This window comes from Geodermatophilus sp. SYSU D00867 (genome assembly GCF_054050315.1).
On sequence record NZ_JBJGZC010000003.1, the window covers coordinates 232,414 to 251,175 of the forward strand.

14 protein-coding genes and 1 tRNA gene are annotated in these 18,762 nt (G+C 74.8%); 4 read left to right on the forward strand and 11 right to left on the reverse strand.

Features of this window, described 5'->3' with window-relative positions; genetic code table 11:
* Positions 1 to 23: 23 nt before the first annotated feature.
* The 3 genes from leuA to ACI8AK_RS04645 all read right to left on the reverse strand — a co-directional run bounded on the left by leuA (position 24) and on the right by ACI8AK_RS04645 (position 4,475).
* A complete protein-coding gene (gene leuA / locus ACI8AK_RS04635; protein ID WP_456955227.1) occupies positions 24 to 1,760 on the reverse strand; it encodes a 2-isopropylmalate synthase in 1,737 nt (578 codons plus the stop codon).
* Positions 1,761 to 1,937: 177 nt separating this feature from the next.
* On the reverse strand, positions 1,938 to 2,597 hold the full coding sequence (locus ACI8AK_RS04640; RefSeq protein ID WP_456955229.1) for a helix-turn-helix domain-containing protein: 660 nt from the start codon (positions 2,595 to 2,597) through the stop codon (positions 1,938 to 1,940).
* 285 nt (positions 2,598 to 2,882) lie between these two features.
* Positions 2,883 to 4,475, reverse strand: a complete 1,593-nt coding sequence (locus tag ACI8AK_RS04645) for a phospholipase D family protein (RefSeq protein WP_387987451.1) — start codon at positions 4,473 to 4,475, stop codon at positions 2,883 to 2,885.
* A gap of 94 nt (positions 4,476 to 4,569) precedes the next feature.
* Between ACI8AK_RS04645 and ACI8AK_RS04650 the strand changes: the two genes are divergently transcribed.
* Genes ACI8AK_RS04650 through ACI8AK_RS04660 form a run of 3 tightly spaced genes read left to right on the forward strand, consistent with a single transcriptional unit; the run spans position 4,570 to position 8,161 of the window.
* Positions 4,570 to 5,838, forward strand: coding sequence for an aspartate kinase (locus tag ACI8AK_RS04650; RefSeq protein WP_387987449.1), 1,269 nt, complete (start codon positions 4,570 to 4,572; stop codon positions 5,836 to 5,838).
* Positions 5,835 to 6,896, forward strand: coding sequence for an aspartate-semialdehyde dehydrogenase (locus ACI8AK_RS04655; RefSeq protein WP_456955231.1), 1,062 nt, complete (start codon positions 5,835 to 5,837; stop codon positions 6,894 to 6,896). The genes ACI8AK_RS04650 and ACI8AK_RS04655 overlap by 4 nt, the downstream gene beginning before the upstream one ends.
* A gap of 5 nt (positions 6,897 to 6,901) precedes the next feature.
* Positions 6,902 to 8,161 carry a glycosyltransferase 87 family protein gene (locus ACI8AK_RS04660; protein ID WP_456903444.1) on the forward strand — a complete coding sequence of 420 codons (1,260 nt, stop codon included), beginning with the start codon at positions 6,902 to 6,904 and terminating at the stop codon, positions 8,159 to 8,161.
* A gap of 48 nt (positions 8,162 to 8,209) precedes the next feature.
* Here ACI8AK_RS04660 and ACI8AK_RS04665 read toward each other — a convergent pair whose 3' ends face one another.
* The 5 genes from ACI8AK_RS04665 to ACI8AK_RS04685 form a co-directional block, all read right to left on the reverse strand.
* The gene (locus tag ACI8AK_RS04665) at positions 8,210 to 9,991 is read right to left on the reverse strand and encodes a S9 family peptidase (RefSeq protein WP_387987443.1); all 1,782 of its coding nucleotides are present in this window, start codon (positions 9,989 to 9,991) and stop codon (positions 8,210 to 8,212) included.
* Between the two features lie 4 nt (positions 9,992 to 9,995).
* A complete protein-coding gene (locus tag ACI8AK_RS04670) occupies positions 9,996 to 11,132 on the reverse strand; it encodes a hemolysin family protein (RefSeq protein WP_456955233.1) in 1,137 nt (378 codons plus the stop codon).
* Positions 11,129 to 12,472 carry a hemolysin family protein gene (locus ACI8AK_RS04675; RefSeq protein WP_387987439.1) on the reverse strand — a complete coding sequence of 448 codons (1,344 nt, stop codon included), beginning with the start codon at positions 12,470 to 12,472 and terminating at the stop codon, positions 11,129 to 11,131. Before ACI8AK_RS04675 ends, ACI8AK_RS04670 begins: the two co-directional genes overlap by 4 nt.
* A 93-nt stretch (positions 12,473 to 12,565) precedes the next feature.
* Positions 12,566 to 12,639 (reverse strand) — tRNA-Pro (locus ACI8AK_RS04680).
* Positions 12,640 to 12,731: 92 nt separating this feature from the next.
* The gene (locus ACI8AK_RS04685; RefSeq protein WP_387987437.1) at positions 12,732 to 13,643 is read right to left on the reverse strand and encodes a metallophosphoesterase; all 912 of its coding nucleotides are present in this window, start codon (positions 13,641 to 13,643) and stop codon (positions 12,732 to 12,734) included.
* Between the two features lie 69 nt (positions 13,644 to 13,712).
* Here ACI8AK_RS04685 and ACI8AK_RS04690 point away from each other — a divergent pair, with 69 nt between their 5' ends.
* Positions 13,713 to 14,165 (forward strand): GatB/YqeY domain-containing protein, encoded by a 453-nt coding sequence (locus tag ACI8AK_RS04690; protein ID WP_387987435.1) that lies wholly within the window; start codon positions 13,713 to 13,715, stop codon positions 14,163 to 14,165.
* A 42-nt stretch (positions 14,166 to 14,207) separates the two neighbouring features.
* On the opposite strand, the gene ACI8AK_RS04695 is transcribed toward ACI8AK_RS04690, so the two are convergent.
* Genes ACI8AK_RS04695 through ACI8AK_RS04705 form a run of 3 tightly spaced genes read right to left on the reverse strand, consistent with a single transcriptional unit; the run spans position 14,208 to position 18,686 of the window.
* Positions 14,208 to 16,427: a transglycosylase domain-containing protein gene (locus tag ACI8AK_RS04695; RefSeq protein ID WP_387987433.1), complete on the reverse strand. Its 2,220-nt coding sequence runs from the start codon at positions 16,425 to 16,427 to the stop codon at positions 14,208 to 14,210.
* A 40-nt stretch (positions 16,428 to 16,467) separates the two neighbouring features.
* On the reverse strand, positions 16,468 to 17,700 hold the full coding sequence (locus tag ACI8AK_RS04700; RefSeq protein ID WP_387987431.1) for an ArsA family ATPase: 1,233 nt from the start codon (positions 17,698 to 17,700) through the stop codon (positions 16,468 to 16,470).
* The gene (locus ACI8AK_RS04705) at positions 17,697 to 18,686 is read right to left on the reverse strand and encodes an ArsA-related P-loop ATPase (RefSeq protein WP_387987429.1); all 990 of its coding nucleotides are present in this window, start codon (positions 18,684 to 18,686) and stop codon (positions 17,697 to 17,699) included. Before ACI8AK_RS04705 ends, ACI8AK_RS04700 begins: the two co-directional genes overlap by 4 nt.
* Between the last annotated feature and the right edge of the window lie 76 nt (positions 18,687 to 18,762).

The window sequence follows — 18,762 nt, forward strand, 5'->3', positions numbered from 1 at the left end:
GCCGCGGAGCCCCGGGCTCGTCCTCAGCGCAGGGCCCGGTTGACCGCCGAGACGACGGCGCGCAGCGAGGCGCTGACGATGTTCGGGTCGATGCCCACGCCCCACAGCACGCGCTCGCCGACCGCGCACTCGACGTAGGCGGCGGCGCGGGCGTCGCCACCGGCGGACAGCGCGTGCTCGGCGTAGTCCAGGACCCGGACGTCGACGTCGAGGGTCGCCAGCGCGTCGACGAACGCGGCGATCGGGCCGTTGCCGCGGCCCTGCACGGTGACCGGGACGCCGTCGGCGGTCAGCTCGACGACCATCTCGTCGAGCTGGTCGCCGTGGGCGGTGTGCCGGTGGCCGGTGAGGGCGAACCGGCCCCACGGGGCGTCGGGGTCGGGCAGGTACTCGTTGCTGAATGCGGCCCACATCTGCTGGGCGGTGACCTCCCCGCCCTCGTCGTCGGTGTGCCGCTGGACGACCCCGCTGAACTCGATCTGCAGCCGCCGGGGCAGGTCCAGGTGGTTCTCGGTCTTCATGACGTAGGCCACGCCGCCCTTGCCGGACTGGCTGTTGACCCGGATGACCGCCTCGTAGCTGCGGCCGACGTCCTTGGGGTCGATCGGCAGGTACGGCACCGCCCACGGCATCTGCCCGACCGGCTTGCCGGCGGCGGCCGCGTCGGCCTCCAGGGCCTTGAAGCCCTTGTTGATGGCGTCCTGGTGGGAGCCGGAGAAGGCGGTGTAGACCAGGTCGCCGCCGTAGGGGTGCCGCTCGTGCACGCCGAGCTGGTTGCAGTACTCGACGGTGCGGCGGATCTCGTCGATGTCGGAGAAGTCGATCTGCGGGTCGATGCCCTGGCTGAACAGGTTCAGGCCCAGGGTGACCAGGTCGACGTTGCCGGTGCGCTCGCCGTTGCCGAACAGGCAGCCCTCGATGCGGTCGGCGCCGGCGCGGTAGCCCAGCTCGGCGGCGGCGACGGCGGTGCCGCGGTCGTTGTGCGGGTGCAGGCTCAGGACGACGGCGTCGCGGCGGCCCAGGTTGCGGTGCATCCACTCGACCTGGTCGGCGTAGACGGTCGGCTCGGCCATCTCGACGGTCGCCGGCAGGTTGAGGATGGTCGGCCGGTCGGGGGTCGGCTCCCAGACGTCGGTGACCGCGTTGCAGATCTCCAGGGCGAAGTCCAGCTCGGTCCCGGTGAAGGACTCGGGGCTGTACTGGAACCGGATCTCGGTGTCGCCGGCCTGCTCGGCCAGCTTGCGGACCAGCTGGGCGCCGTGGACGGCGATGTCGACGATGCCGGCGCGGTCGCTGCCGAAGACGACGCGGCGCTGCAGCGTGCTCGTCGAGTTGTACAGGTGCACGATCGCCTGCTTCGCGCCGCGCAGCGACTCGAAGGTGCGCTCGATCAGCTCGTCACGGGCCTGGGTGAGGACCTGGATCGTGACGTCGTCGGGTACCAGGTCGTCCTCGACGAGCTGGCGGACGAAGTCGTAGTCGGTCTGGCTGGCCGCCGGGAAGCCGACCTCGATCTCCTTGTAGCCCATCCGCACCAGCAGCTCGAACATCCGGCGCTTGCGGTCGGGGCTCATGGGGTCGATCAGGGCCTGGTTGCCGTCGCGCAGGTCGACGGCGCACCAGCGCGGGGCCACCGTGGTGACCTTCTCCGGCCAGGTGCGGTCGGGCAGGTCGACCGGCTGGAACGGGGTGTAGCGGGAGATCGGCATCCCCGAGGGGCGCTGGGGGTTGCGGGCGTGCGGGTGCTGCGGGCTGGTCACGGTGGGATGACTCCTCTGGCGCGGGCTGGACTGTCGCTCCTGGGGGGCGGTCAGCGGGCACCGGGACGTCATCGACCACGGCAGGGTCTCCGCGGCGAGGGAGCCGACCTAGGAGGAGGCCTCGCCGCGGCGGGTAAGCAGGAGGCTGCCGCGCACGGAGCCCACGGTAGCAGCGTGTCAGCCGAGGTCGCAGCCACACGCGCAGTCCGGCGCGTGCGGGGCGGGCGGTGCGGGCCGGCCCGGCGCCGGCGGGGGCTCGTCGAGCAGCAGGTCGTCGCAGGCCGGCGGGCACACGCAGCGGAACCCCGACGCAGGCGGGAGCAGCCCGGCCGCCCGCAGGCGCTCTCGTTCCTCCGCGCGGGCCCTCTCCGCGGCCGCCCGCCGGGCCGCCGCCCGGTCGGCCAGGGCGTCCCCGGGCCGGGGGAGCTGGTGGTCCTCCGGGGTCCCGCGCACCCGGCGGCGGTCGTCCCTGCTCCGCCGGTCGCGGGTGAACGTGTAGGTGACCGGCGTGCGGTCGTACCGGTGCGGCCCGTGCCACCAGCTGTCGTCGCCGTGCCGGGTGTCCAGGTGCGCGGGGAAGTGCCGGTCGCCCTCGTCCCGCACGGCCGCGCCGTCCATCGGCGCCACCTCCCGCCCCTCGGCGTCCAGCAGCGCCAGCCGCAGCCCGGCGACGGCCGCCAGCCGGGCCAGCGCGCGGGCGTCGAGCCCGCGCGTCCCCGCCTCCGCCGCGGCGAGCGCCGTCTTCGACACACCGCTGGTCCGGGCGAGTTCGCGCTGGGACTGGTCAGCAGTCCTGCGGATCCGCCTCAGGGTGCCGGAGAGGTCGAAGTCGGTCACGGGGTCAGCCTGCAGCGGCGGACCGGATGGCGGCGTGCGGCATGTGCTCCTGTGGAAGCTCGTGCTCTGCCCCCGACTGGGGGCAGAGCACGAAGGTGGGTCCTGCTCGATGGGTTCCGTGTGCTTGTGCTCTGGTCCGTATCGGGGGCAGAGCACTACTCCCCCCGGGAGGTGCACTGCCCGGGCCGGCACGGGCGGAGCCGGGAGCGCGCGGAACGGCCGGTCGGACCCGTGGGCGCGGTGCGCCGGGACCGGCCGGCCGGGCCCGGTGTGGCGTCCGGGAGCTCAGAACTCCCGGCGGCGGCGGAGGCGGAGAGGACGGCCGTCGGGGTCGTCGACCAGGCGGTACAGCGGCGTCGCCCACAGGCGGGTGGGCAGCGTCAGCCGCTCGGGGCGGTGGTGCCGCAGCCGGCCGCGAGGACGGGGTCCCCGGCAGCCCCCGTCGTACCAGGCGTCGAGTGCGTCGGCCGCGGCGTCGAGGGTCGCGACGAAGGCGGCCGGGTCGAGCAGGTCGGCGTCCTCGCTGCCGTCCTCGGCCCGGTCGGTGTGCTCGCGGGCGAGCACCAGCCGCAGGTCGCGGGCGAAGGTCCGGGCGCCGTCGCCGGTGCCGGCCGGGTCGCGCGGCTCGCGGGGGTCGAGGGTGGTGTCGAGGACGGCGGAGGACAGCTCGCTGTCGTGGGTCCAGGAGCGGCGGTTGAAGTTGTCGCTGCCCACGCTGGCCCACACGTCGTCGACCACGCACACCTTCGCGTGCACGTAGACCGGCGTCCCCTCGTGGTTCTCGACGTCGTACACGTGCACCCGGTCCCGGCCGGCCCGGCGGCACATCTCGATCGCCTGCCACCGCCCCACGTACTGCGGCCGCTGGGCGATCGCGCCGTCCTGGTCGGGCACCCGCGGCACGACGACGACCAGGTGCAGGTCGGGGTGCTCGCGCAGCGCGTGGGCGAACAGCTCCGCCACCTCGCCCGACCACATGTACTGGTCCTCGAGGTAGATCAGCCGCCGCGCCCGCCGGATCGCCTTCGAGTAGCCGCGGGCGACCGACCGCTCGCCGTCGGGGGCGAAGTCGTAGCGCGGCCGGATCGCCGGGTAGGTCCGCAGGTTCTGCACCAGGTGCGGCCCCGCGGGCGGCGGGGGCGGCAGTTGGGGCGGCAGCGGGTCGGCGAACATCCGGCTGCGCCGCAGCCGGTCGACGAGGTGCGCGATCGGGTTGCCCGAGTCGGGGTCGGTGGGGTCGTCCCACCGCTCCCGGAACACCGTGTCCACGGCCGCGACCGCCGGACCCCGGACCATCAGCTGCACGTCGTGCCACGGCGGGGTGGGGCCGTACGCCGCGGCCATCGGCAGCGTCTGCGGGTCACCGCGGTGGTCCGCGTCGTCGCGACGGCTGTGGCACAGGTCGATCCCGCCGACGAAGGCGGTGTCCCTGGTCGGGTCCTGGTCGTGCCGGCAGACGACCAGCTTCTGGTGGTGGCTGCCCATCCGGCGCACCCGCTGGTCGAGCACCACCAGACCGCCGCCGTCCTCGACCTCCCGGTCCAGGGCCCGGTTCTCACGGGCGCTGAACGACAGCCAGTCCACGTGCGAGCGCCAGACCAGGCCGCGCACGGTCACCCCGCGGCGCACCGCCTCGGTGAACAGCTGGGCGACGGTCGGCCCGCCGGGGCGCAGCTCCTCGTCGGGGTCGCCGCGCCAGTCGGTGAAGAAGAGGTGGTCGCCCTCGTCGAGCTCCTCGACGCACTCGACCAGCCGGTCGAAGTAGGTGGCGCCGTGCACCAGCGGCACGGCGAGGTTGCCCTCGGTCCAGGCCGGCAGCGCCGTGGCCGCGTTGCCCCGCTCCTCGGCACTGAGCAGCCAGTCCTCGGGAGCGGTCACCCGGTGATCACATCGCCCGCGGCGGCCGGACGCAACAGGACCGCGCCGGGCTGATTCACGGGGGAGGAGGCCGGCATCGGTAGCCTGTGGACCCGTGGCCCTCGTCGTGCAGAAGTACGGTGGCTCCTCCGTGGCCTCCGCCGCCCACATCAAGCGCGTCGCGGAGCGCATCGTCGCGGAGAAGAAGGCCGGGAACGACGTCGTCGTCGTGGTCTCGGCGATGGGCGACACCACCGACGAGCTGCTCGACCAGGCCGCGCAGATCACCGACGACCCGCCCGGCCGCGAGCTGGACATGCTGCTCACCGCGGGCGAGCGCATCTCCATGGCGCTGCTGGCCATCGCGATCAGCACGCACGGCTACGAGGCCCGGTCGTTCACCGGCTCGCAGGCCGGGGTGATCACGACCTCCAGCCACGGCAAGGCGCGGATCATCGACGTCACGCCCGGCCGGCTGCGCTCGGCGCTGGACGAGGGCTCGGTCGTCATCGTCGCCGGGTTCCAGGGCGTCAGCCAGGACACCAAGGACGTCACCACGCTCGGCCGCGGCGGGTCGGACACCACCGCGGTCGCCGTCGCCGCGGCGCTGCGGGCCGACGTCTGCGAGATCTACACCGACGTCGACGGCGTCTTCACCGCCGACCCGCGGATCGTCCCCAACGCCCGGCGGCTGGAGACGGTCACCTACGAGGAGATGCTCGAGCTCGCGGCCTCCGGCGCGAAGGTGCTGATGCTCCGCTGCGTCGAGTACGCCCGCCGCTACGGCATCCCGGTGCACGTCCGCAGCTCCTACTCACAGCTCCCCGGCACCGTGGTGACCGGCTCGATGGAGGACCTCAGCGTGGAACAGGCGATCATCACCGGCGTCGCGCACGACCGCAGCGAGGGCAAGATCACCGTCTACGGCGTCCCGGACCGGCCGGGCGAGGCCGCGCAGATCTTCCGCGTGCTGGCCGACGCCGAGATCAACATCGACATGATCGTGCAGAACGTGTCGGCCGAGGCCAGCAAGCTCGCCGACATCTCCTTCACGCTGCCCAAGAGCGACGGCCCGGCCGCGATCGCCGCGCTCGAGAAGGTCAAGCACACCGTCGGCTACAGCGACGTCCGCTTCGACCAGCACATCGGCAAGGTGAGCCTGGTCGGCGCCGGCATGCGCAGCCACCCCGGCGTCTCGGCCCGCTTCTTCGGCGCCCTGGCCGACGCCGGCGTCAACCTCGAGCTCATCAGCACCTCGGAGATCCGCATCTCCGTGGTCTGCCGCGACACCGACGTCGACCTCGCCGTCCGCGCGGTGCACGACGCCTTCGACCTCGGCACCGACGAGGAGGAGGCCGTGGTCTACGGAGGGACCGGACGATGACACAGCAGGGGACCACCTTCTCCGACGACGGCCTGCGGGTCGGGATCGTCGGCGCCACCGGCCAGGTCGGCGCCGTCATGCGCCGGATCCTCGCCGAGCGGCAGTTCCCGCTCGCCGAGCTGCGGTTCTTCGCCAGCGCCCGCAGCGCCGGCAGCACCCTGCCCTGGGGCGACGGCGAGATCACCGTCGAGGACGCCGCCACCGCCGACCCGTCCGGGCTCGACGTCGCGCTGTTCTCCGCGGGCGCGAGCACCTCGCGGGCGCAGGCGCCGCGGTTCGCCGAGGCGGGCGTGACCGTCGTCGACAACAGCTCCGCCTGGCGCCGCGACCCCGACGTCCCGCTCGTCGTCGCCGAGGTCAACCCGCACGCGCTGGCCGAGATCCCCAGGGGGATCGTCGCCAACCCGAACTGCACCACGATGGCCGCGATGCCGGTGCTCAAGCCGCTGCACGACGAGGCGCAGCTGGTCCGCCTGGTCGCCAGCACCTACCAGGCGGTCTCCGGCAGCGGCCTGGCCGGCGTCGAGGAGCTCGACGGGCAGGTGAAGGCGGTCGTCGACAAGGCCGCCGAGCTCACCCACGACGGCGCGGCGGTGGCCTTCCCCGAGCCGCAGAAGTACGTGCGCCCGATCGCGTTCAACGTGCTGCCGCTGGCCGGCAGCGTCGTCGACGACGGCTCGCTGGAGACCGACGAGGAGCAGAAGCTCCGCAACGAGAGCCGCAAGATCCTCGGCATCCCCGACCTGCGCGTCTCGGGCACCTGCGTGCGGGTGCCGGTCTTCACCGGCCACTCGCTGTCGCTGAACGTCGAGTTCGCCCGGCCGCTGCCGGTCGCCCGCGCCACCGAGCTGCTCACCGGGGCGCCGGGCGTGCAGCTCACCGACGTCCCGACGCCGCTGCAGGCCGCCGGCCAGGACCCCAGCTACGTCGGGCGCGTCCGGCAGGACCAGGGCGTCGACGACGACCGCGGACTGGTGCTGTTCGTGAGCAACGACAACCTGCGCAAGGGCGCGGCCCTGAACACCGTCCAGATCGCCGAGCTGCTGCTCCGGCGCTGAGCGGAGTGGCACCCGTCGGCCGTCCGGGGGCCGGGTGGCGGGTCGCCGCGCAGGTCGCCGTCGTCCTCGGGCTGGCGGTGCTCGCCGGGCTGGTCTCGGCGCTGGGGCCCAACGACCCCTGGCACAACTGGTTCGACCTGCGGGTGTACGACGGCGCCGTCGAGTGGTGGCGCTCTGGCCGGCCGCTCTACGACTACACCTTCGGCCGCACCGACTACGGCTTCACCTACCCGCCGTTCGCGGCGCTGGCGGTGCTGCCGATGACGCTGCTGCCGATCGAGGCCGTCGCGGCCGTGCACGCCGGGCTCAACCTGCTGGTGCTGGCCGGGGTCACCGCGTGGCTGGTCGTCCCGCCGGCCCGCCGGCACGGGTGGCCGCCGGCGTTCGCCGTCGCGGCCGCGCTGCCGGTGGTGTTCGTGCTCGAGCCGGTGCGGGAGACGATCGGCTTCGGCCAGGTCAACCTGCTGCTGCTCGCGCTGGTGCTGGCCGACGTCGCCGCGCTGCGTCGCGGGTGGCGGTGGGCCGGCGCCGGCATCGGCCTGGCCGCCGCGTTCAAGGTCACGCCCGGGCTGTTCGTCGTCTACCTGCTGCTGACGCGGCGCCGGCGGGCGGCGGCGGTCGCCGCCGGCACCGCGGCGCTCGCGACCGGGCTGGCGTTCGCCGTCGCGCCGGCGACGTCGTGGCGGTTCTTCACCGGGACGCTGTGGCAGACCGAGCGGGTGGGCCGGCTGGACAAGACCTCCAACCAGTCGCTGCTCGGCGGGCTGGCGCGGCTCACCGACCCCGCGCAGCCGCCGCGGCTGCTGTGGCTGGTCCTCGCGGTCGCCGTCCTCGCGCTGGTGCTCACCCGCGCGGTGCGGGCCGCCCGGGCCGGTGACGACCTGGCCGGCGTGGCGCTCACCGGCCTGGCCGCCTGCCTGGTCAGCCCGATCGCCTGGTCGCACCACTTCGTCTGGCTGGTGCCCGCGCTGGTCGTCCTCGTGGACGTCGCCGCCGGCAGCCCGGCGGCGCCGGGGCGGCTGTCCGGGCGCCGGGCCGCCGCGGCGCTCGCCGTCGTCACCGGGCTGGTGCTGGCGTCGTCGTCGATCTGGTTCGCCGAGGCCGACCCCGGCCACCACCACGACCTCGGCGTCCCGGGGCTCGTGGTCGAGGACCTCTACCTGCTGACGACGCTCGCCGTCGTCGCGCTCCTGCCCGTCAGGGCGACGACACCGTCGGCCCACCGGCCGACACCGCGGCCAGGGGCCGTCCCCGACCGCCGTTGAGCCGATCCCTGGTCCCGGGCGGGAGGTCTCCGCGCCCAGGACCACACGTCACGGTGTGACGTGCCGGAGCGCGAACGACAGCGCCGTCTCGACCTGCCGGATCGTCTCCTCGACGACCAGCGAGCCGTGGCCGGCGTCGAAGCGGTACACCTCGTGCGGGTGGCCCAGCCGCTCCAGCTCGGCGAGGTAGTTCTCGATCTGCCGGATCGGGCAGCGCGGGTCGTTGGCCCCGGCGACGACGAGCACCGGCGCCCGCACCTGCTCGACGTAGGTGATCGGCGAGGACCGCACGTAGCGCTCGTGCACCTCGTCGGGGGAGCCGCCGAACAGCGCCCGGTCGTAGGCCCGCAGGCCCTCCATCTCGTCCTCGTAGGCGGCCAGGTAGTCGGCCACCGGGACCTCGGCGATGCCCGCGGCCCAGCGCTCGGGCTGCGTGCCCAGGCCCAGCAGGGTGAGGAAGCCGCCCCACGAGCCGCCGGTCAGCACCGCCCGCGCCGGGTCGAGGAAGCCCTCGGCGGCCAGCGCGTCGTACACGGCGGCGACGTCCTCGAGCTCGGTGAGCCCGGGCCGGCCGGTCAGCGCGTCCCGCCAGGCGCTGCCGTAGCCGGTGGAGCCGCGGTAGTTGACGTGCACGACCGCGTAGCCGGCGTCGACGTAGGCGGCGCGGCGGGCGCGGTAGGAGTCGTCGTCGGCGGACTCGGGGCCGCCGTGCACCAGGAACGCCGTCGCGTACGGCGCCTGCCCGGCCGGCCGGACGACGAGCGCGTGCACGTCCCCGCCCGGGCCGGGCACCCAGCGGTCCTCGACGGGGTGCGCGGCCGGTGGCTCCTCGCCGGGCGCGGCGAGCACCACCGGCCCGTCGGCGCGGCGGATCACCGGCGGGCGCTCCGACGACGACCAGGCCAGCTCCACGGTCCCGTCCGGGCGCGCGGTGGCCCCGCGGACGACGCCGGACGGGGTGTCCAGCCGCTCCAGCTCACCCGTGGCCAGGTCGTAGCGGTACAGCTCGCTGCGGGCGGCGTGGTCGTGGCCGACCAGCAGCGCCGACCCGTCCGCGTACCAGCCGGCGGTCACGTCGCCGGGCAGGTCGAGCACGATCTCGGTCTCGGTGTCGGCCGCGACGTCCCAGACCAGCAGCTCCTCCCGGCCGCGCCGCTCGTGGCCGACCAGCAGCCGCCGGTCGCCGGGCAGCGGGGCGAACTCCAGCGCGTGCAGGCCGCGGCCCTCGCCGTCCCACTTCTCGGCCACCACCGAGTCGTCGGCGGTCCGCAGCACCCGCAGCGCGGGGTAGCGCGGGTCGCCGTGCTCGGAGTGCGAGATGACCAGCAGCTCGTCGTCGAGGGTGAGGGCGTCGACCGAGGCGGGGTCCTCGTGCCGGTAGACCACCCGCGGCGTCCCGCCGGCAGGCGCCAGCCACAGCTCGCTGCCGTCGTCGGTGGACCGGCCGATGGCCACGAGCGAGGAGCCGATCTCCAGTCCGGCCGGGTAGGCCGGCCCGACCTCCGGGACGGCGACCCGGTCCTCGCCGCCCGCGAACGGCTGCACCATCCAGACGCCGAACTCGTCGCCGTCGGTGTCGGCGAACCACCAGATCGTCTCGCCGTCGGGGGACAGCGTGCCGATCAGCGTGCCGTTGGGCCGGTCGGTGGCCTGGCGGTGCGCGTCGGTGGTGCGGTCCCACGCGTACTGCTCGACGACGCCGCTGACGTCCGAGGCGTACAGGCAGCGCTGCGGCGCGTGCAGCGCCCAGTCGGGCAGGCTGACACGGGGCGCGCGGAAGCGGGCCTGCCAGCGGGCGGTGACCTCCGGGGACAGGACGGGGGCGCTCACCCGCTCATCTTCCCCCGGCGCCCGCACCGGCCGGCTGCCCGCCCCGGGAGCCGCGGCCGGCCCGCCCGGCCATCACCCGCGCCTGCTCGGCCGCGGCCTCGGCGGCGGCGTCGCGGACGTCGCCGATCAGCAGCTCCAGCACGTCCTCCAGCGCCACCAGGCCCACGGTGCGCCGCTCCCCGCCGCCGGCGTCCACCACGCCGCCGAGGTGGGCGCCCTGCGCGCGCATCTCCGACAGCACCTCGGGCAGCCCGGTGCCGGGCGCAATCGGCACCAGCCGGTTGACGTGCTCGTCGGGGATCGGCCGGTCGCGCCCGGCGGCGTCGATGCCCAGCACGTCCTTGACGTGCACGAAGCCGACCAGTGAGCCGTCCCCGCCCTGCACCGGGTAGCGGCTGAAGCCGTGCTCGGCGACGACGGCCTCCAGCTGCCGCGGCGTGGTGGAGCGCGGCACCGTGACGACGGTGTCCATCGGCAGCAGCACGTCCTCGACGGTGTGCTGCTCGAAGGTGAGCGCGCCGGCCGCCAGTGCGCTGACCTCGGTGCCCAGCAGCCCCTCGCGCCGCGACTGGGTGATCATCGAGCGGATCTCGGCCTCGTCGAAGCTGGCCGCCACCTCGTCGGTGGGCGTGACGCCGAACAGCCGCACGAAGCCGTTGGCCGTGGTGTTGAAGAACCAGATGACCGGCTTGAGCAGCCGGGTGAAGGTGGCCAGCGGCGGGCCGAGCGCGATCGCCGCGCGGTCCGGCCCGGCGATCGTGATGTTCTTGGGCACCATCTCGCCGAGCACCATGTGCAGCACGGTCACCAGCGCCAGCGCGATGACCAGCGCGATCGGGTGCAGCAGCGCGTCCGGCACGTGGAGCGCGTGCAGCGGCGCCTCGATGAGGTGGGCGACGGCGGGCTCGCCGACGGCGCCCAGGCCCAGCGAGCACAGCGTGATGCCCAGCTGGGCGCCCGCCATGTTCTGCGACACGTTGCGCATCGCGGCGAGCGTCCTGGCCGCCCGCGCGGAGCCCTCCGCGACGCGCGGCTCGATCTGGTCGACCCGCGCGGACACCAGCGCGAACTCGGCGGCCACGAAGAACGCGTTGCCCAGCAGCAGGCCGACCAGGATCAGCAGGCTGACGACGTCGCTCACGCCGCCGCCTCCTGCCGCACCCGCGAGGCCGTGGCGCCCGGGGGCAGCACCACCGTCCGCTCGGCCAGGATCCGCGCGACCCGGCGGCCGTCGAGGCTCTGCACGGTCAGCCGCGCGCCGTCGAACTCGACGCAGTCGCCGACCTCGGGCAGCCGCTGCAGCCGCTCGGCGAGGAACCCGGCCAGCGTCTCGTACCGCCCCTCGGGCACCGCGATGCCGGTGCGGTCGAGCACCTCGTCGGGGCGCAGCAGCCCGGACAGCACCCACCGCACGTCGTCGACCCGGCGCATGGTGCGCAGCGGCCGGTCGGTCTCGTCGGTGATCTCCCCGACCAGCTCCTCCACGATGTCCTCCAGCGTCACCACGCCGTGCGTGGCACCCCACTCGTCGACCACCAGCGCGATCTGCAGGCCCTGCTCGCGCAGCAGGTCCAGCAGCCGCTCCAGCCGCAGGGACGAGGGGACGGCGAGCACCGGGTCGGCCAGCTCGCCGGCGGTGCGGCGGCCCCGCTCGGCCTCCGGGACGGCGACCGCGCGCTTGACGTGCACCACCCCGGTGACCTCGTCGAGGTCGGAGCCGTAGACCGGGAAGCGCGAGTTGCCCGACTCGGTGGCCGCGGTGATGACGTCGGCGGCGGTGGCGCTGGCGCGCAGCGTCCACAGCCGGGTCCGCGGCGTCATGACGTCGGTGGCGTACTTGGCGCGCAGGCCCAGCGAGCGCTCGAGCAGGCGGGCGGCCACGGGGGAGAGGTCGCCCTCGGCCGCCGACCGGCGGGCCACCGCGGCCAGCTCCTCGGCGCCGCGGGCGGAGTCCAGCTCCTCGCGGGGCTCGAAGCCCAGCCGGCGCACGATCGCGTTGGCCAGCCGCTGCAGCGAGTTGACGACGACGCCCGCGACCGCGGTGAACGCCCGCATCCCCGGCGCCACGACCTTCGCGATGCCCAGCGGGTCGGCGATGGCCAGGTTCTTCGGCCCGAGCTCGCCGAGCAGCATCTGCAGCGTCGTCGCCAGGGCCAGCGCCAGGCCGTAGGAGACGCCCGTGGCCGCCGCCTGGGACAGGCCGAGCGCCTCGAGCGGGCCGTGCAGCAGCTGGCCGATCGCGGGCTGGGCCAGGTAGCCGACGACGAGCGTCGTCAGCGTGATGCCGAGCTGGGCGGCCGACAGCTGGGTCGACAGGGTCCGCAGCGCGGTCGCCACGCCGCCGGCCCGGGAGTCGCCGGCGCGGGCGGCCTCCTCGACGCGGCCGCGGTCGACCGTCGTGAGGGAGAACTCGGCCGCGACGAAGAAGCCGGTGAGTGCCGTGAGCACCACGGCGGCGAGGAGGAGCAGCCACTCGGTCATCGGGTCCGACGGTGCCCGCTGCGGACCGGACTCAACCGGAACGGCCCCGGAACGGTCGAGGGGGCCGCCTCCCGGCGGCCCCCTCGACTGGAGTCGGGGTGACAGGATTTGAACCTGCGGCCTCGTCGTCCCGAACGACGCGCGCTACCAAGCTGCGCCACACCCCGGTGCCTCGACCACTGTACCGTCCCGTTCCCGTGGCCCCCCTGCAGGGTCCCGCCGCGAGCCTGCCGGTGGCGGGGGGCGGAGGGGTCCCTCCTCAGGCCGGCCGCGCCGTCAGCGTGAGCAGGGTCGCCTCGGGCGGGCAGGCGAACCGGGCGGGCGCGTAGGGGCTGGTGCCCAGGCCCGCCGAGACGTGCAGCCAGGTGCCGTTCGGCCGCCCCGGCGCGGGCTCGGCCCAGCGGTGCAGCCAGCGGACCCGGTCCCGGTCGATGCCGCAGTTGGTGACCAGCGCGCCGTAGAACGGCACCCGCAGCTGCCCGCCGTGGGTGTGGCCGCACAGCAGCAGGTCGTAGCCGTCGGCGGCGAAGCGGTCGAGCACCCGCGGCTCGGGGGAGTGGACGACCCCGATGCGCAGGTCCGCCGCCGGGTCGGCCGGGCCGGCGACGGCGTCGTAGTCGTCCCGCCGGATGTGCGGGTCGTCGCAGCCGGCGAACACGATCCGCCGGCCGGCGACGGTCAGCTCCCCGCGGGCGTTGGTGAGGTCCAGCCAGCCGCGGCCGGTCAGCCCGTCGCGCAGGTCGCGCCAGGGCAGCTCGGTGCCGTGCACCCGCTTGTCGGGACGGGTGAGGTAGCTGAGCGGGTTCTTCGGCCGCGGCCCGAAGTAGTCGTTGGACGAGGTGACGAAGGCCCCGGGCCGGTCCAGCAGCGGGTCCAGCGCCTGCAGCACCGTCGGGACGGCGTCGGTCCCGGCCAGGTTGTCCCCGGTGTCGACGACGAGGTCGGGCTCGAGGCCGTCCAGCGCCGCCACCCAGTCGCGCTTGGAGCGCTGCCCGGCGGTCATGTGCAGGTCCGACAGGTGCAGCACGGTCAGCGGCGCCGAGCCGGGGGCCAGCACCGGGACGTCGAAGCGGCGCAGCGTCCAGCGGTTGCGCTCGTACAGCGACGCGTAGGCGACCGTGGAGGCGCCCGCGGCGAGGGTGGCCGTGGGCAGGGCGGTGTACCAGCGCACGGGCCCGAGCCTACGGGCCGTGATCGGCCCCGGCGGCCGGGACGGAGGGCGTCGTGCCAGGCTGAGGGCGTGTCTGACCTGAAGGACCGGCTGCGCGCCGACCTCACCACCGCCATGAAGAGCCGCGACGAGCTGCGCACCGCGACGCTGCGGATGGTGCTCGCGGCGGTCAGCGCGGAGGAGGTCGCGGGCAAGGAGGCCCGGGAGCTGTCCGACGACGAGGTGCTCGCGGTGCTGCGGCGCGAGGCCAAGCGGCGCCGCGAGGCGGCCGAGGCGTTCGACGGGGCCGGCCGTGCCGAGCAGGCCGGCCGCGAGCGCGCGGAGGGCGAGGTGGTGGCCGCCTACCTGCCCGCCCAGCTCGACGACGCCGACCTCGCCGCGATCGTCGCCGACGCGATCACCCGCACCGGCGCGAGCGGCATGAAGGACATGGGCCGGGTCATGGGCGCCGCCAACGCGGCCGTCGCCGGCCGGGCCGAGGGCGCCCGGGTGGCCGCGGAGGTCCGCCGCCAGCTCGGCTGACCCGCGGCCGCCCCCGGGGGCGGGCCGGCCGCGGGTGGGGCCTCAGTTGCCGCCGCGGCCGCCGTTGCCGCCGCCCCAGTTGCCGTTGCCGGGCCGGCCGTCCGCGTCGCCCTGGCCGGCGTCCGCGTCGCCCCGGCCGGCGTCGCCCTGGTCGGGCGTCGCCGTCCCCTGGTCGGGCGCGGGGGCGCTCGGCGCCGGCGCGGGCTGCCCCTGCATCAGCGCGGGGTCGGCCGGCGGGAACGCCGAGGTGGGCTTGTCGGCGAGGAAGGGCGCGAAGGCGTCGTGCCAGATGGTGGCCGGCATGTTGCCGCCGTAGCCGCCGACGTCCTGCTGCTCCTTGGGGTTGAACACCATCACGCTGGCCGCGTACTCGGGCATGACGCCGACGAAGGCCACCGAGTCCCGGCCCTGCGCGGTACCGGTCTTGCCGGCGATCGCGTGACCCGGGATCGCGGCCCGGGTGCCGGTGCCCTCGGGGCTGGCGGTGTCGCCGACCAGGATGTTGGCCAGCGTGTTGGCGATGTTCGCCGGGATCGCGTTCGGCGTGCACTGGTCGCCGCGGACCACGGGCTGGCCGTCGTCGCCGGTGAGCGGCTGGCCGGCGCGGTCGAAGACCTGGACCACCGGGATCGGGTCGCACTGCGTGCCCTGCGCGGCCAGCGTGGAGTAGGCGGTGACCAGGTCCAGCGGGCTGGTGGCCTCGGCGCCGAGCGTGAACGAGCCGAAGTTGCCGTCGATGATCTCGTCGGCGGAGTTCTGGGTGGGCTGGTCGAAGCTCATGCCCATCCGCTCGGCCATGCGCACCGGGCCCTCGACGCTGCCCAGCCGGTCCTCCAGCGCGAGGAAGTAGGTGTTCGACGAGCGGACCAGCGCGCCGACCATGTCGAGGGTGTCGGGGTAGTTGCCGGCGTTCTCCACGCAGTACATGCCGGTCGACTGGGACCGGTCGCCGCCGCAGGAGGGGCCGCGGAAGACCCGCGAGGTGTACTGGTTGCCCGGCGTGCTGATCACGGTGCTGGCCGGGATGCCGGCCTCCAGCGCCGCGGCGGCGGTGAACACCTTGTAGGTCGAGCCGGAGCCCTTGCTGGCCGCCGTGTGCAGGACGACGGACTCGCACTGCGGCTCCGCGCAGCCGTACTGCCGGTTGACGCTCATCGCCAGGACCGCGCCGGTGCCCGGCTGCACGGCGGTGAACATGCCGGCGAGCTGGTCGCCCATCGGCAGGGTGTTGAGGACCGCCTGGTCGCCGAGGGTCTGCAGCTGCGGGTTCAGCGTCGTCTGGATGGTCAGGCCGCCGTTGTCCAGCTGCTCCTGGCTGATGCCGAGGACCTGGGTCAGGTACTGCTGCATGAAGGCGCAGAAGAACCCGCCGATCGCGGCGTCGATGCAGCCGTTGGGCGGGCTGATGCCCGGCGCCACCTGCACCGGCTCGGCCATGAGCGCGGCGAGCTGCTCCTCGGTCGTCCCGTCGAGGTGGCCGAGGTCGAACATCCGCTGCAGCACCTGGTTGCGGCGGGTCTGGCCGTTCTCCGGCTGGGTGATCGGGTCGTCGTTGGTCGGGCTCTGCACCAGCCCGGCGAGCATCGCCGCCTGAGGGAGGGTCAGGTCGGCGGCGTTGACGCTGAAGTACTTCTGGGCGGCGGCCTGGATGCCGTAGGCGCCCTGCCCGAAGTACACGATGTTCAGGTAGCGGGTGAGGATCTCGTCCTTGGAGTAGGTCTCCTCCAGCGCCAGGGCCAGCCGGGCCTCGCGCAGCTTGCGGGACAGGCCCTCGACGCCGTCCTGCTCGATGGCCTCCTGCCGCTCCTCGGCGCTGTCGGCGGTCTCCAGCAGGGTCTGCTTGACCAGCTGCTGGGTGATCGTCGAGCCGCCCTCCTGCACCGAGCCCGCGGCCACGTTGGTCACCGCGGCGCGCAGCGTGCCCTGCACGTCCAGGCCGTTGTGGTCGTAGAAGCGCGAGTCCTCGATGTCGACCAGCGCCTGCTTCATCACGTCGGCGATCTGGTCGGACGCCACCACCGTGCGGTTGTGGGCGTAGAAGTTGGTGATCAGCGAGCCGTCGGCGGCGAGCACGCGGGAGTTGCCCGCGGGCGTGGCGTCGGTGAGCTCCACCGGCAGCGCGTCGAGCAGCGACGCGGAGTTGCGTGCCACCAGCCCGCTCCCGCCGACCAGCGGGAAGAGCAGGCCGGCGACGAGCGCGCCGGCCACGACGATCATCGCGACGAGCTTGCCCAGGACTCGGGCGCGGGAGGCAGCAGACATCGCTGCCAATGTACGGGGCCGGGGTGGCCCGGACGGGTGATCAGGCGCGGCGCGCGGGCAGCACGCGGGTGCGCGGCACGCCCGTCGGCGTGTCGTCGTCGGGACCGGTCAGCGCCTCGGCCATGGTGCGCAGCCCGTCGAGGTCGTGGACGTCGCCGGCGGCCGCCGGGACCGCCCGCATCGCCACCTCCGGGTGGGCGCTGGTGAACCGGTCGGCCAGCCGCTGCTCGCGGGCGGCCACGGTCATCCGCTCGGCGTGCACCCGCAGGGCGCCGGCGGCCAGCGCCGCGGCCGGGTCGCCGTCCCCGTTCTCCGCGGCGGCCTCGGCGGCCGCCTCGGCGCGGGTGGCCGACAGCCGCGTGCTCGCCGGCGGGTGGGTGCGGTTGAGCACCAGCCCGGCCAGCGGCATCCCCTCGGCCGAGAGCCGGTCGACGAAGTAGGAGGCCTCCCGCAGCGCGTCCGGCTCCGGCGTCGCGACGACGACGAACCAGGTGCCCGGGCGGCGCAGCAGCTCGTAGGTGGCGGTGGCCCGCTCGCGGAAGCCGCCGAACATCGTGTCCAGCGCGGTGACGAACGCGGAGATGTCGCGCAGCAGCTGGCCGCCGAGGACCTTGCTGATGATCCGGGTGAAGAACACCAGCCCGGCGCTGGCGACGCGCAGCCCGGCCCGGCCCCCGGCGCGGGCCGGCGCGGTGAGCAGCCGGATCATCGTGCCGTCGAGGAACCGGCTCATCTTGTTGGGCGCGTCGAGGAAGTCCAGCGCCGACCGGGACGGCGGGGTGTCGACGACGATCAGGTCCCAGGTGTCGGCCGCCCGCAGCTGGCCCAGCTTCTCCATCGCCATGTACTCCTGCGTCCCGGAGAACGACGAGGACAGGGTCTGGTAGAAGGGGTTGGCCAGGATCTGCTCGGCCCGCTCGGGCGTCGAGTGCGCGGACACGATGTCGTCGAACGTCCGCTTCATGTCCAGCATCATCGCGTGGAGCTCGCCCGCGGCCCCCGGGACGTCGACCCGCCGCGGCTCGTTGTCCAGCTCCACGAGACCCAGCGACTGCGCCAGCCTGCGGGCCGGGTCGATGGTCAGGACGACGACGCGGCGGCCGGCCTCCGCGGCGGCCAGGGCGAGCGCGGCCGACGTGGTCGTCTTGCCGACCCCGCCCGAGCCGCAGCAGACGACGATCCGGGTGTCGCGGTCCTCGATCAGCGAGGCGAGGTCCATCGGCGGCGCGTGCCGGTCGGTCGCCGGCGACGCGGCGGCGCGGGCCGCGCTCACGCCGCCACCTCCGTGCCGAGGTGCTCCTCGAGCCGGTCGGCCAGCTCGAACAGGCAGCCGAGGTCCATCGGCCCGGGCAGCAGCGGCAGCTCCACCGTCGGCCGGTCGAAGGACTCGACCCGGGCGCGCAGCGCGTCCTGCGCCGCCCACCGCTGCGCGTGCTCGACCGCCTCCGCGGCCAGCGCGTCGGCCAGCGCGGGGTCGGCGGGCAGGCCCGCGGCGGTCAGCCCGGGCACGAGGTCGGCGCCGGTGACCGCGCCCTCGGCGGCCCGCACCAGCGCCGGCTCGGGCAGCACCGGCTCGGTGGCCATGTTCACGATCACGGAGCCGACGGGCAGCTTGGCCTCGGTCAGCTCGGCGATGGCGTCGGCGGTCTCCTGCACCGGCATGTCCTCGAGCAGGGTCACCAGGTGCACCGCCGTCTGCGGGGAGCGCAGCACCGCCATGACGCCGTCGCTCTGCGTCTTGATCGGGCCGGAGCGCGCCAGGCCCGCCATCTCGCTGGTGACGTTGAGGAACTTGGTGATCCGCCCGGTCGGCGGGGCGTCGACGACGACCGCGTCGTAGACCCGCCGGCCGTCCCTGCGCCGGGTCACCGCCTCCTTGATCTTCCCGGTGATCAGGACGTCGCGCAGGCCCGGGGCGATCGTCGTCGCGAAGTCGACGGCGCCCATCTTGCGCAGCGCGCGGCCGGCGCGGCGGAGGTTGTAGAACATCTCGAGGTACTCGAGCAGGGCCTCCTCGACGTCGATCGCGAGCGCCCGCACCTCCCCGCCGTGGCGGGTGACCGCGACCCGGCGCTCCTCGTAGGGCAGCGGCGGGGTGTCGAAGAGCTGGGCGATGCCCTGGCGGCCCTCGCACTCCACGAGCAGGACGGTGCGGCCCTCCGAGGCCAGGGCCAGGGCCAGGGCGGCGGCGACGGTGGTCTTGCCGGTCCCGCCCTTCCCGGTGACGACGTGGCAGCGCACGGGGAAGTCGGGGCTCACCCTGACCAGCCTAGGAGCACTCCGGGGGCCACGGCCCGTCGCGGGCGGAGCGCACCCGCCGCCGGCCCCCCGGCGC

Bases quoted from the DNA above. Each gene is read 5' to 3' on its own strand.
- ACI8AK_RS04655 (WP_456955231.1), top strand. From the start codon at position 5,835: ATGACACAGCAGGGGACCACCTTCTCCGACGACGGCCTGCGGGTCGGG.
- ACI8AK_RS04675 (WP_387987439.1), bottom strand. From the start codon at position 12,472: ATGACCGAGTGGCTGCTCCTCCTCGCCGCCGTGGTGCTCACGGCACTC.
- ACI8AK_RS04695 (WP_387987433.1), bottom strand. From the start codon at position 16,427: ATGTCTGCTGCCTCCCGCGCCCGAGTCCTGGGCAAGCTCGTCGCGATG.